This window comes from Altererythrobacter sp. MTPC7 (genome assembly GCF_042851395.1).
GTDB lineage: Bacteria > Pseudomonadota > Alphaproteobacteria > Sphingomonadales > Sphingomonadaceae > CAJXSN01.
The window spans coordinates 97352-110123 of record NZ_BTGS01000009.1; the positions used below are offsets into that span (position 1 = coordinate 97352).

A 12772-nucleotide genomic window follows, 5' to 3' on the forward strand; every position below is an offset into this window, starting at 1 on the left:
GCGAATGATAGGGTTATGGACATGGGTTCGGGAGGGAATGGTATCGGTAACGTAAAGCGCTTGGAACGGGTCGTCATCGTTGGTGGGGGGACGGCGGGATGGATGGCGGCTGCCGCGCTTTCGCGATTCTTTGCCGATGGGCGGCGGACGATCACACTGATCGAATCCGATGCGATCGGCACGGTCGGCGTGGGCGAGGCTACCATCCCGCCGATCTGCAATTTCAATGCCATGCTGGGCATCAGCGAAAGCGACTTCCTGAAAGAGACCCGCGGTACCTACAAGCTCGGCATCGAGTTCGTGAACTGGGGCCTTCAGGGCGACAGGTATTTCCATCCCTTCGGGGAATACGGACAGGATTTCCACGGGATCCAGTTTCACCATCTCTATCTTCGCGAGCTGCTTGGGGGGAACGGTGGCGATAACGCCAGCAGCGCTGGCGACATCGGTGCCTTTTCGATGAGCACGATGGCCGCGCGAAAGGCGCGGTTCGGCAGGCCCGCCCCGGGTGCGCAATCGCTCGTCAGCCAGATCGCCTATGCCTACCACTTCGACGCCAGCCTTTATGCAGCCTTCCTGCGCCGGCTGGCCGAACGGCAGGGCGCACGGCGTGAAGAGGGTCGGATCGTCGATGTTCGCCGCGACGGCGAAACGGGCGACGTCACGTCGGTGCGGCTGGAAAACGGCGCACAGATAGCGGGCGAGCTCTTCATCGACTGCACCGGATTTCGCGGCCTCCTAATCGAAGAAGCGCTGGAGACGGGATACGAGGACTGGAGCCACTGGCTGCCGATGGACCGCGCGATTGCCGTGCCTACGTCCAATACCGGTCCGCCCGATCCCTTCACCCGGTCGACCGCACATTCGGCGGGATGGCAATGGCGCATCCCGCTCCAGCATCGCACCGGTAACGGTCACGTCTTCTCCAGCGCCCATATGAACGAGGACGAGGCGCGGCGCATCCTGCTTGCCAATCTGGAAGGAGAAACGCTGGCAGAGCCGCGCACCCTGCGCTTCAAGACCGGGATGCGACGCAAGGCCTGGAACCACAATGTGGTCTCGCTCGGCCTGTCGGGCGGTTTCATCGAACCGCTGGAATCGACCAGCATCCACCTGATCCAGAACGGCATCCAGCGGCTGTTCGCGCTGTTCCCCGACAGCCCCATCAGCCCGTTGGAGCGCAACGAATACAATCGCGGTATGCGCGAACTGTTCGAGGATGTGCGCGACTTCATCATCCTGCACTACAAGGCGACGCAGCGCGACGATTCCGAATTCTGGCGGTATGTCCGCGACATGGAAATTCCCGGCAGCCTGGCCCGCAAGATGGAATTGTGGCGGCTGCACGGGCGGATATTCCGCGAAAATGCAGAGCTTTTCACGACGCCCAGCTGGGTCGCGGTGATGCTCGGCCAGAACATGCGGCCTGCCGCCTACGACCCGATTGCCGACACGCTGGACGAGGAGAAGGTCACGCGGGCGATGCAGCAAATGCGCCGCGCCTATGAGGAAACAGCGGAAAAACTTCCTCCGCACGAGGCATTCATCCGCCAGTGCGGCGGCTGGCACGAAAAAGACGCGCGCGGGGTTGCCATGACGAGGACCGCATCATGAGCGTCGAGCCCGTCAGGAAGATCGTCATCGTGGGCGGCGGAACCGCCGGGTGGATGGCTGCCGCCGCGCTGACTCGCATCATGGGCGACCTGCCCGGCTTTTCGGTCACGTTGATCGAAAGCGAGTCCATCGGCACGGTCGGCGTCGGCGAGGCGACCATTCCGCAGATCATCGGCTTCAACCGAATGCTCGGGATCGACGAGATGCAGTTCGTGCGCGAGACGCGGGCGACCTACAAGCTGGGGATCGAATTCGTCGACTGGCTGAGGCCGGGCCATTCCTATGTCCACCCGTTCGGCACGTTCGGCCTCGACATGCTGGGGATCGAATTCCAGCATTTCTATTTCCGGGGCCGCGCCCTGGGCGATACCGCCCCGGTCGATGCCTATTCGATTGCCGCCGTGGCTGGGAAGGCAGGCCGCTTTTTCTGGCCCCGATCCGACAATCCGAAATCGCCGATGTCGAAGCTGTCCTATGCCTTCCAGTTCGATGCCGGGCGTTACGCCCGCTTCCTGCGCGGCATGGCGGAAGCTGCGGGCGCACGCCGGGTGGAAGGGCGAATTGTCGACACGGCCCTGCACGGGGAGACCGGGTTCGTCCGTCACGTGGAGCTGGAGGATGGCACCACGATCGAAGGAGAGCTCTTCATCGATTGCTCCGGCTTTCGTTCGCTGTTGCTCGGCCAGGCGCTGGGGGTTCCCTTTACCGACTGGACGAAATGGCTGCCCTGCGACAGCGCGGTCGCGATCCCTTGCGAACTGGGCGGGCGGAACGAACCGTTGACCAGGGCCACTGCCCGCACCGCCGGCTGGCAATGGCGCATCCCGCTACAGCACCGCCTCGGCAACGGCCATGTCTTTTCCTCCGCCCATATCGAGCGCGATGCAGCGACCGAGATGCTACTGGCCAATCTCGACGGCAAACCACTGGCCGATCCGAACCAGCTGCGCTTCACCGCCGGACACCGTGACCGGTTCTGGAAGAAGAACGTCGTCGCTCTGGGCCTCGCGGCAGGCTTCCTCGAACCGCTGGAATCGACCTCCATCCACCTGGTCCAGTCGAGCATAGCGCGGCTGATGGCGCTCTTTCCCGATACCGGGTTCGGCCAGGTCGAAATTGATCGGTTCAACAGCGAAACCTTGCGCGAATACAGCGATATCCGCGACTTCCTGGTCCTTCACTACCGCGCCAGCGAGCGGGACGATTCCGAATTCTGGCGCTATTGCCGCAATCTGGACGCGCCGGGCGGCCTGGCGGAGAAGATCGAGATGTTCCGCAGTTCCGGGCGTATCTTCCGCGAGAAGAACGAGCTTTTCACCGAAGCCAGCTGGCTGTCCGTCATGCTGAGCCAGGGGATAGAGCCGGAACGCTACCATCCGGCCGCCTGCATCCTGGACGAAGATGAAACCCGCAACCGGCTGAAGCATATCCGCGAGGTTATTGCGCAGACGGTCGGACAGTTGCCGCTGCAGGAAGATTTCCTGAAGCAGCAGGGCGGCGCCATTCCTGCCGCGGAGAGGATGACGGCATGACATCGCTCCCGCAGCCCCGCCCCATCGGCGAATTCGCTGCGGGCGACATGGATCAGGCATCCTTCGAGGCCATCCGGCAGGGGGTCCGGCCCGCGGTGTTGCGAGGCGCGACCAGCGACTGGCCTGCCGTCGCCGCTGCACGCCGAAGCGACCGGACCATTGCCGACTACCTGATCGAAAGGGCTGCCGACCGCCAGGTCGGCGCAATAGCCGCGGCCCCTGCCGAGAAAGGGCGTTTCTTTTACACCGACGATCTTGCGCGCCTGAATTTCGTCAAGGGCTCGGGTGCCCTCGGCGTTTTCATGGAGGACCTGCTGCGGGCGGCCGATTTGCCCGATCCCCCGGCCATGGCGGTGCAGTCGGAGGAGGTGGGAAGCCTTCTTCCCGCCTTTGCACAGGAGAACCGGCTGGACCTGCTGCCGGGTGTCGCACCGCGTATCTGGATCGGCAACCGCATTCGGGTCGCGCCGCATTACGACGCGAAGGAAAACGTCGCGGTGTGCGTGGCCGGCCGGAGGCGTTTTACGGTTTATCCGCCCGAGCAGATTGCCAATCTCTATCCCGGGCCGTTCGAACTGACCCCGGCCGGTACGCCCGTCAGCATGGTCGATATCGCCGATCCCGACCTGGAAAAACACTCGCGCTATGCCGAGGCGGCAGGCCATGCGGTTTCGGCGGTGCTGGAGCCGGGAGATGCGATCTACATTCCCTATGGCTGGTGGCACGGCGTGGAGTCGCTCGAGGCGGTCAGCATTCTCGTCAATTACTGGTGGGCGCCCGGCGTGCCGGACGGGGTCGCCAGCCCCTATGACGGCCTGCTGCAGGCGCTCCTGTCCTTCAGGCACCTGCCGGCGGACCAGCGGGCGGTGTGGCGCACGATGCTGGATTACTACGTCTTTGAATGCGGCGGCGATCCCGCCGGGCACCTGCCCACGGCTGCGAAAGGCATCCTGGGGCCGGCGTCCCCTGCGCTGTTCGACAGGATGCGAGCGATCCTGCGCGGCGGGGCGGCCTGAACAGCCTGCCCTACCCCGCCGATCCCGGTTTCAGCACCGATACCAGCCAGCGGTCATAGGGGGGCGCGAAATCCAGCGCAGCCTCGCACTCCGCAGCGAAAAGCGCCTTCGCCTGCGCTTCGCCGCTCTCGTCTGCGTGGCGCGCGGATGGCGGCAGGCCGGGCGTGAAGCCCAGCGCCACCAGCAGCGCGAACTGTTCCTGGGCCAGCAACGGACTTTCTTCCCGGAAGGGGATACGCCCGCGCCGCTCGAACTGGTCGATCACCTCCGCCATCCGGCCGGGCAGCGCGCATTCGCCGAAAATCGTACGACCGCGAGCGCTTGCAAAATGCGCGGCAAGGATCTCGTGCACGCCTTCCATCATCAGCACCGAACGGCGATTGTATTCCGCCCGCTCCAGCGGTTCGATCACGCGCCCGGGCAGCATCTCGAGAAGCAGGTCGAGCTGCCGATGCGCGAGATCGAGATGGTAGGGCCCCAGCGGTTCGAAGCGGGAAGCAGCATCGCCCAGCGCGACGACGTTACCGATCCAGGGTTGGACCGCGCGGCCGGGACTGAGAGCGATCGCTGCGGACGCCGGCATGCCCAAGGCGCCCAGCGCATCCTCGCGCGCAGTGCCTTCGCCCGCGCCGAAAACGGTGTAGAGACCGTCGCGCCCCGCGACCTGCGCCGTCCAGCCAGTACGTCCAAGTGTAAGCCTGTCCTCCAGCGCAATGACCGGCGCACCCTTCTGTCCGATATAGACCGTGCGCGTGGGCAGGCTGGCGGACCAGTCGACATTGCGGAAAGCGGGTGACGATGCGAGCAGGGTCGCTGCAGGTCCGCTGCAATCCACGAACAGGTCGGCCTCGATCCGGCCCTGTCCGGCGACAGCGAGCGAGACGATCCCACCATCGCCGTCCGGCTCTACCGCTTCCACGGCGCCCGCGACATACTGGACCTGCAGCTGCTGGGCGTGCCCGACAAGCAGGTCCCGGTAAGCCGCCGGGTTCCAACGCAGAGCGTAGTCGATGCCCGAGATGGGCGTGGCCTCGTCCGGCGGCGGGGGTGCGAACCGGCCGGCATCCGCCAGCACCTCGGCCAGGGATCCCGCCCTCGGCCCACCACCGGTATCGCGCACGCCCCCTCCCCAGTCGCGGGCGAAGGCCGTCTTCAGCGCCGGGTCGAGCACTTCGCCGAAGGACAGCGTTCCATCCGGCGCGCCGTCGCTTCCCCAGCCGGAATAGCGGGTCACCAGGCGGTAACTGCCGCCCGCCTTCAATACGATATCGCGTTCTTCGACACCCAGCCGGTCGTGCAGCTTGTTCGTGAAGGGCAGCGCAGTCGGCGACCAGTCGGAGAAGGAAGCAGGAGAAGGCGGCTGTCCGATGAGCACCACCTGCGTGACCGGGAGGCTCCTGCGCAGGGCGATGGCGGCGAGGACCGCGAGTTGCCCGCCGCCCACGACCGCAATGCGGCGCAAGGGCTCGCGCTGATCGCTCATGCGGCGGCAGCCAGGCGGGCTGCTTCCGACCGAAGATACGCGCGGTGATCGGGCATGCCGGACACCTCATGACGGACGGCCTCGCACAGTCTGTCGGCCGCGCGTGCCAGTTGCTGCGGATCGCCAAACGCTGGCCGTGCGTCGTGGCATTCGGGCAGCAGGCCCTGCCCGACATAGACCGCGATCCAGCTGGCATCGTAGAATAGCCCGTCGGAATATTTCTCTATCCGGCCCGCCCTGCGCCACAATTCCATCTTCCCTGCCAGGCTGTCCGGGACGGTCATCGTGCGCACGTGGTTCCAGAATTCGGAATCGTCGCGGGTCGTCGCATGGTAATGCAGGATCAGGAAATCGCGCACCCGGTCGTATTCCATGTCCACCAGCCGGTTGAACTCGTCCCGGTCGCGCGGATCGATCCGCCCGTCTTCGGGAAACAGTTCGATCAGGTAGGTGATCGCCATCTGCGCGAGGTAGATCGAGGTCGATTCGAGCGGCTCCAGGAACCCGCTTGCCAGGCCGACGCCGATGACGTTGTGGCTCCACGACCGCGACCTGCGACCGGGGCGAAAGCGCAGAATGCGCGGGTCGGCCAACGGCTCGCCCTCTGCGGCATTGCGAATGGCTTCGCACGCCGCGTCCTCCGAAATATGAGCGCTGGAAAACACGTATCCATTGCCCATGCGGTGCTGCAGGGGGATCTGCCAGCGCCATCCGGCAGGCATGGCGGTCGCGGTCGTATACGGGCGAATGTCCTGCGTCTGGTGGGTGCACGGCATCGCCGCCGCGCGGTCGCAGGGCAGCCAGTGCGTCCAGTCCTCCCAGTCCTCCCCCAGTTCCTGTCCCAGCAAGAGGGAACGGAAGCCGGAGCAGTCGATGAAAAGGTCCCCCTCGATGCGCCTGCCATCCTCCAGCGTCAGGGCCGCGATGTCCCCGCTCGCCGCATCGCGCTCTGCCGAGACGACCCGGCCCTCGTGACGCCGGACGCCGATCGATCGCCCGAAATCGCGCATGAACGGTCCGAACAATGTCGCATCGAACTGGTAGGCATAGCCGTAGCTCGACGACAGGCTGTCATCCTGCGCCGGCGGCCTGAATTTGTTGGCCAGCGCAGCGGTGACGGCGAGCGAATAGTCGCCCATCGGCCGGGCGAGGCCGCGGCGCTCCAGTTCCAGCCAGTAATGATGGAAGCCGACGCCGTTCAGCTCTTCCCCGAAGGATCCGAACGGGTGGATGTAGCTTTCGCCGATGCGCCCGAAATCGCGGAAGTCGATGCCCAGCTTGTAGGTCGCATGGGTCGCCTTCATGAACGCTGCCTCGTCGATTCCCAGCTTTTCGACGAAGCCGCGGATATGCGGCAGCGTCGCCTCGCCCACCCCGACGATGCCGATATCCTCGCTCTCGACCAGTTGCACCTCGGCTGTGCGTGGCAACAGCTTGGCGATGCCCGCCGCCGTCATCCAGCCGGCCGTGCCCCCGCCCAGGACGACGACGCGAACCGGCTTGCCCCGGCCGTCACGCCGCGTTTCGCTGCCTGGCTCGCGTCCGCCGCCCGGTTCACCAACGCCCATCTGCGGCACGTCAGCCCCGCATCTCTTCCAGCTCCATCCCCTTCGTTTCGCGGACCATCAGCCAGACGAACACCACCGAGACCGCAGCGCTGACCGCGTAGAAGCCATAGGCGCCGGTCAGTCCGATCGTCGCCAGCATCACGGGGAAGGTCATGGTGATCCCGAAGTTCGAGATCCACTGCGCGAACCCGCTCACTGCAAGACCTGAGCCACGGATCTGGTTGGGGAACATCTCGCCCAGCATGACCCACATCACCGGGCCCCAGCTGAAATTGAAGAAGGCAACGTAAACGTTCGCCGCGACCAGCGCGGCAAGGCCCGCACCGTCCGACAGTTGCAACGTGCCGTCCACCAGCGAACCGCTCATGAATGCGAACGACATGATGGCCAGCGTCACCGCCATGCCGACCGATCCGATCAGCAGCAGCGGCTTGCGCCCGATCCTGTCGATCAGCGCAATCGCTGCAAGACAGGAACCGATCGAGATGGTGCCGCTGAGAACATTGATCTTCAGCGCGTCGGATTCGCTGAAACCTACCGCCTGCCACAGCACAGCACCGTAATAGAACACGACGTTGATGCCGACGAGCTGCTGGAACACGGCGAGGCCGATGCCGACCCACACGATCGTCCGAACCTTGCCGCTCGAACGGTCGATCAGGTCGGACAGGCGCGGCGCATGGTCGTTGGAGACCGATCGTTCGATCTCGCCCACCTTTCGCTGCGACGTCCCCGAGCCGAACAGGCGGTCGAGGACACCGCGCGCGGCATCTGTACGTCCGCGGGTCACCAGATAACGCGGGCTTTCCGGAATGAAGAACAGGGCCACCAGGAAAATCGTCGCCGGGACCAGCTCGATCCAGAACATCCATCGCCAGGCCTCGAAGCCGAGCCAGAACTCGGCGGTCGACGAACCGGCATATTCCGCCAGCAGGTAGTTGGACAGGAACGCCGCCGTCAGGCCGACGATGATCATGACCTGCTGGATACTGGACAGCCGGCCCCGCATGTCGGCAGGCGTGACTTCGCTGATATAGGCCGGGGCCAGCACGCTGGCGGCGCCGACGGCGAAACCGCCGATGATGCGATAGACGACGAACTCCAGGGAAGAGCCCGCAATTCCCGAGCCATAGGCGCTGACGATGAAGAAGGCGGCTGCCAGCATCAGGGTCCGCTTGCGCCCCAGCGTGTCTGACAGTCGGCCCGCGACGAACGCACCGACCGCACAGCCCAGCAGCATGGACGCCACGTTGAAACCGGTCCCCACGTCATCCGAATCGAAAGCGATCCTGAGGCCGTCTACCGTGCCGTTGATGACCCCGCTGTCGAAGCCGAAAAGAAAGCCCCCCAGTGTGGCGACCGCGACAATGGCCGTGATCAGGCCGAGATTCGCACCGTTACGCGCTGTATCCACGATTTCCCTCCCATATGCCGGGCTGTTGCAACCCCGGTCATTTATGTTAGCGCTACCTTTCACCGAATTTCACGCGGTTGCAAGCCGCGTTTTTCGAAAGAACACACCTTACCAGGGAAGGGATACCGCAATGCTGACCGGCAAGAATCTCGTGGCAGGCGACTGGCGCGAGGGAACGAACACCTTCAAGGCTGTCAAAGCCGGAAGCGGGGAGGAATTGGAACCACCCTTCATGGAAGCGTCGCCCGGAGACGTAGCCGATGCCTGCGAGGCGGCGGCCGGTGCCCAGCCCGTCTTCGCCAATCTGTCGCTCGACATGCGCGCCAGGTTCCTGCGCCTCGCTGCGGACAAGATCGACGCGTTGGGCGATACGCTGACCCGGCGCGCCATGGCCGAAAGCGGCCTGCCCGAGGCCCGCCTCAACGGCGAACGCGGGCGTACGGTGGGCCAGCTTCGCCTGTTCGCAGACGAGATCGAGGACGGTGCGTGGCAGGGCCTCAGAATCGATCACTCCGATGCGGACCGAACGCCGCCAAAGCCCGACCTCCGTATGCGCAAGATCCCGCTAGGCCCGGTGGCGGTCTTTGGTGCCAGCAATTTCCCGCTCGCCTTCTCCGTGGCAGGCGGCGATACCGCGTCGGCCTTCGCGGCCGGTTGCTGCGTGGTCGTGAAAGGGCACCCCGCCCACCCCGGCACGTCGGAGCTGGTCGTCGGGGCCATTGCCGAGGCACTTGACGAATGCGGCCTGCCCCAGGGCGTGGTCTCGCTCCTGAACGGCACGGACTATGCCTTGGGCGAAACGCTGGTGAAGGACCCGCGCATCGCCGCCGTGGGCTTCACCGGGTCCCGTGCGGGCGGGCTTGCCCTGATGCAGCATGCGGCCAGCCGCGACGTCCCCATCCCGGTCTATGCCGAGATGAGCAGCGTCAATCCCGTCGTTCTGATGCCGGGCCGCATGGCGGATGCCGCCAGCGATCTGGCCGCCGCCTATGTGGGGTCGCTGTCGATGGGGGCCGGGCAATTCTGCACCAATCCCGGAATTGTCCTGGCACTGGACGATGATGCTACGCGCTCCTTCCTCCAAACCGCGCGCGCGGCCCTTGAAAGCGTACCCGCCCAGACCATGCTGACCGCCGGGATCCTGGAAACCTACCGGAGCGGGATCGACACGCTGGCCAAGCAGGAGGGCGCCGAACTTGTCGGTGTAGGGGCCGAAGGGGCAGGTCCGTGCGGACAGGCCTATGTCTACACCGTCTCGGGCCGGCATTTCCGCAGCAACCGCGCATTCGAACAGGAGGTCTTCGGGCCGAGTTCGATCATCGTGCGATGCGCGGACGTGGACGAAGTCGCCGCCATCCTGCAGGGCATGGAGGGCCAATTGACCGCCACGCTCCACATGGCGGAAAGCGATCACGAAGCTGCTGCAAGGCTGGTCCCGATCCTGGAGCAGCGCGCAGGCCGCATCATCGCCAATGCCTGGCCAACGGGCGTCGATGTGACCCATGCCATGGTGCATGGCGGCCCCTTCCCGGCAACTTCCGATGGTCGGAGCACGTCCGTCGGAACGCTGGCAATAGACCGCTTCCTGCGACCGGTCTCCTATCAGGACGTGCCCGAGGCGTTGCTGCCCGGTGCGCTAAGGGATGATCGGACCGGAAATCTGGTGCGGGTCGACGGCAGATGGCGCCTGCCCTGATGCCTTTGCGGGGACGGGGCGGGGCCGATGCAAGGACGGCTGTGCAGCCAAACCGTGCCGCATGACACGCCCGCCCCAACCCGGCCCGCCCCAACCGCAGGTAACAATCCATGCGATCGGCCAGGAACGAGAGCCTCTCGCCGTGCTGGACCGGTTCAGCGGGTCGCCGGATGCTTTTCTGGAAATCGGGCGCCGTTCGCATTTTCAGGCCGCGGGGGCGTTCTATCCCGGCCTGCGCGCGCCGGCCCGGCCCGATCTCGTCGATCGCCGACGCGACCTGGTGGCAAGGGTCCTCGAGGAGGTATTCGGCCTGCGCCAGCCGGTCGTGCTCGAAATGCTCGCCTATGCTCTGGTAACGACCCCTCCCGGCGATCTAGCGCCGCTGCAGGCCATCCCGCATTATGATGCCGCCAGCGAAGGTGTCGTGGCCGGCATGTTCTACATGATGGGGCCGGAAACCGGGGGTACTGCCTTTTACCGCCATAGGCTCACTGGGTACGAGACCATTACTGCCGCGCGCGAGCAGGCCTATCGCGCCGCCATGGCCGAAGACGGGCGCGCGTTCGGCAGCCCTCCCCGCGCCTATCATTACGGCGACACCCCCCGTTACGAGATGATTTACGAGGTTGAGGCGCGCCCGGACCGGTTGGTCCTCTACCGCGCGAAGCTGCTGCATTCAGGAGTCATCCCGGACCCCTCGCTCCTTTCGCCTGATCCAGCCGAGGGCAGGATGACGATGAATATGTTCTTCCGGGGCAGATGACCCGGAGAAAAGCGCCACTGTCCGAAGCCTAGGGGTGGGCTTCAAGAGCCCATATTACATCGCGCGCAGCTTTATCGCAGGAAGCCCGCATTGCCGTGTTGACCAACCCCTCCCCCTGAGCTAACTGCCCGCGCCTACCCCGGCGAAACCGCACAGGATGACGGATTCGCCAGGCGAGTGCCCAGATGGCGGAATTGGTAGACGCGCATGCTTCAGGTGCATGTATCCGAGAGGGTGTGGAGGTTCGAGTCCTCTTCTGGGCACCATTTGTTCTCATCAGAACGTTCCAAAACATTGCAGAAATGGCGGAATTCTGCCATTCTTGACCTCTAGCGCAGAAAGCGAGGTCTTGTTTTGTTCCGCTTTGTTCCAACGCCTGTGGGGGCCTCGACTGGGGGCTCCATGCCCAAAGGCCCCCAATCGCACGAAAGTGAGGCCCCCAAATGAGCCTCAATGTGCAGGAAATCAAAGGCTTCCGGGCTGCCGACAAGTCGTACAAGAAATACGACTCGCGGGGCCTATTGCTGCTGGTGAAGCCGAATGGCTCGAAGCTCTGGTATTTCAAGTACCGCTTCGGCGGGAAGGAAAAGAAGCTGCCCATCGGCGCGTTCCCAGAGGTCAGCTTGTCGCAAGCTCGCCAGCTTCGCGACCGGGCGCGGCTCAAGGTTTCCGATGGCATCGATCCGATGCTTGAGCGGAAGCGCAAGAAGGCCAGGATCAAGCTAGGTGCGGAGAACACCTTCGAGGTCATCGCCAACAAGTACATCGACGAGAAGATGGTGCCTGAAGGCAGGGCGGAAGCCACGCTGCGCAAGGCGCGCTGGTTCCTCGACCTGCTCAAACCCGCAATCGGCAATATGCCGATCAACGACGTCGATCCGCAGCTGATGCTGGCGGCGCTCAAGAAACTCGAAGCCAAAGGCAATCTCGAAACTGCGAAGAAATGCCGATCCTTCGCAAGTCGAGTGTTTCGGTATGGCGCTGCGCTTGGCCAGTGCCAAACCGATCCAACATCGATCCTGCAGGGTGCATTGGTCACGCCCAAAGCACGGCACTACGCGGCGATCCTCGAACCCGAGAAGTTGGGCGGGCTCCTTCGCGCGATCGATGACTTCGAATGCTATCCGGCCACGAAATTCGCGTTGAAGATCGCACCACATGTCTTTGTGCGGCCTGGTGAGCTTCGACACGGCGAGTGGAACGAGATCGATTGGGACAAGGCCACCTGGACAATTCCGGAAGGCAAGATGAAGGCGCGCCGGACCCATGTGGTGCCTCTATCTCGGCAGGTGTTGGGACTGCTTCGAGAGCTAAGATCGATTACCGGCAACAAGGGCTACATTTTTCCTGCATTTCACACAAGCCAGCGTCCCATGAGCGAGAACACGATCAATGCAGCATTTCGTCGCATGGGCTTCACCAAGGACGAAGTGACGGCTCATGGCCTTCGTTCAACGGCCTCGACAATGCTCAATGAAAGCGGTCTCTGGCATCCCGACGCCATCGAACGTGCTCTGGCCCACGGCGACAGCAACGCCATTCGCGGGGTCTATAATCGCGGGAACTACTGGGATGAGCGCGTTAAGATGGCTCAGTGGTGGAGCGACTATCTTGATGGGTTGCGGGCGGGCTGATCGGAGAAGGCGGCTAGCTTTGACTCCGGCGGCTCTCGCGCTACCCGCAGAT

At 64.3% G+C, this 12772-nt stretch carries 9 protein-coding genes and 1 tRNA gene; 7 read left to right on the forward strand and 3 right to left on the reverse strand.

Annotation, left to right across the window (positions count from 1 at the left end; genetic code table 11):
- The first annotated feature begins 21 nt into the window (after positions 1 to 21).
- The 3 genes from ACGHJ7_RS09700 to ACGHJ7_RS09710 are packed head-to-tail and all read left to right on the forward strand — an operon-like array spanning position 22 to position 4162.
- Positions 22 to 1614, forward strand: coding sequence for a tryptophan halogenase family protein (locus ACGHJ7_RS09700; RefSeq protein WP_390476807.1), 1593 nt, complete (start codon positions 22 to 24; stop codon positions 1612 to 1614).
- A complete protein-coding gene (locus ACGHJ7_RS09705) occupies positions 1611 to 3146 on the forward strand; it encodes a tryptophan halogenase family protein (protein ID WP_390476810.1) in 1536 nt (511 codons plus the stop codon). Before ACGHJ7_RS09700 ends, ACGHJ7_RS09705 begins: the two co-directional genes overlap by 4 nt.
- Positions 3143 to 4162 carry a cupin-like domain-containing protein gene (locus ACGHJ7_RS09710; protein ID WP_390476813.1) on the forward strand — a complete coding sequence of 340 codons (1020 nt, stop codon included), beginning with the start codon at positions 3143 to 3145 and terminating at the stop codon, positions 4160 to 4162. The genes ACGHJ7_RS09705 and ACGHJ7_RS09710 overlap by 4 nt, the downstream gene beginning before the upstream one ends.
- Positions 4163 to 4172: 10 nt before the next feature.
- On the opposite strand, the gene ACGHJ7_RS09715 is transcribed toward ACGHJ7_RS09710, so the two are convergent.
- Genes ACGHJ7_RS09715 through ACGHJ7_RS09725 form a run of 3 tightly spaced genes read right to left on the reverse strand, consistent with a single transcriptional unit; the run spans position 4173 to position 8630 of the window.
- Positions 4173 to 5645 (reverse strand): tryptophan 7-halogenase, encoded by a 1473-nt coding sequence (locus ACGHJ7_RS09715; RefSeq protein ID WP_390476816.1) that lies wholly within the window; start codon positions 5643 to 5645, stop codon positions 4173 to 4175.
- On the reverse strand, positions 5642 to 7213 hold the full coding sequence (locus tag ACGHJ7_RS09720; protein WP_390476819.1) for a tryptophan halogenase family protein: 1572 nt from the start codon (positions 7211 to 7213) through the stop codon (positions 5642 to 5644). The genes ACGHJ7_RS09715 and ACGHJ7_RS09720 overlap by 4 nt, the downstream gene beginning before the upstream one ends.
- Positions 7214 to 7223: 10 nt before the next feature.
- Positions 7224 to 8630 (reverse strand): sugar porter family MFS transporter, encoded by a 1407-nt coding sequence (locus tag ACGHJ7_RS09725; protein ID WP_390476922.1) that lies wholly within the window; start codon positions 8628 to 8630, stop codon positions 7224 to 7226.
- 127 nt (positions 8631 to 8757) lie between these two features.
- Between ACGHJ7_RS09725 and ACGHJ7_RS09730 the strand changes: the two genes are divergently transcribed.
- The 4 genes from ACGHJ7_RS09730 to ACGHJ7_RS09745 all read left to right on the forward strand — a co-directional run bounded on the left by ACGHJ7_RS09730 (position 8758) and on the right by ACGHJ7_RS09745 (position 12720).
- The gene (locus ACGHJ7_RS09730) at positions 8758 to 10323 is read left to right on the forward strand and encodes an aldehyde dehydrogenase (NADP(+)) (protein ID WP_390476822.1); all 1566 of its coding nucleotides are present in this window, start codon (positions 8758 to 8760) and stop codon (positions 10321 to 10323) included.
- Positions 10324 to 10384: 61 nt separating this feature from the next.
- Positions 10385 to 11086 carry a DUF6445 family protein gene (locus tag ACGHJ7_RS09735; protein ID WP_390476825.1) on the forward strand — a complete coding sequence of 234 codons (702 nt, stop codon included), beginning with the start codon at positions 10385 to 10387 and terminating at the stop codon, positions 11084 to 11086.
- A 179-nt stretch (positions 11087 to 11265) separates the two neighbouring features.
- Positions 11266 to 11352: transfer RNA gene (locus tag ACGHJ7_RS09740), tRNA-Leu, on the forward strand.
- A gap of 177 nt (positions 11353 to 11529) precedes the next feature.
- Positions 11530 to 12720, forward strand: a complete 1191-nt coding sequence (locus ACGHJ7_RS09745) for a tyrosine-type recombinase/integrase (RefSeq protein WP_390476827.1) — start codon at positions 11530 to 11532, stop codon at positions 12718 to 12720.
- Positions 12721 to 12772 lie beyond the last annotated feature (52 nt).

Excerpts from the sequence above, each read along its gene's own strand:
- ACGHJ7_RS09715 (WP_390476816.1), bottom strand. The coding sequence starts at position 5,645 with ATGAGCGATCAGCGCGAGCCCTTGCGCCGCATTGCGGTCGTGGGCGGC.
- ACGHJ7_RS09720 (WP_390476819.1), bottom strand. The coding sequence starts at position 7,213 with ATGGGCGTTGGTGAACCGGGCGGCGGACGCGAGCCAGGCAGCGAAACG.
- ACGHJ7_RS09705 (WP_390476810.1), top strand. The coding sequence starts at position 1,611 with ATGAGCGTCGAGCCCGTCAGGAAGATCGTCATCGTGGGCGGCGGAACC.
- ACGHJ7_RS09710 (WP_390476813.1), top strand. The coding sequence starts at position 3,143 with ATGACATCGCTCCCGCAGCCCCGCCCCATCGGCGAATTCGCTGCGGGC.
- ACGHJ7_RS09700 (WP_390476807.1), top strand. The coding sequence starts at position 22 with ATGGGTTCGGGAGGGAATGGTATCGGTAACGTAAAGCGCTTGGAACGG.
- ACGHJ7_RS09745 (WP_390476827.1), top strand. The coding sequence starts at position 11,530 with ATGAGCCTCAATGTGCAGGAAATCAAAGGCTTCCGGGCTGCCGACAAG.
- ACGHJ7_RS09730 (WP_390476822.1), top strand. The coding sequence starts at position 8,758 with ATGCTGACCGGCAAGAATCTCGTGGCAGGCGACTGGCGCGAGGGAACG.
- ACGHJ7_RS09735 (WP_390476825.1), top strand. The coding sequence starts at position 10,385 with ATGACACGCCCGCCCCAACCCGGCCCGCCCCAACCGCAGGTAACAATC.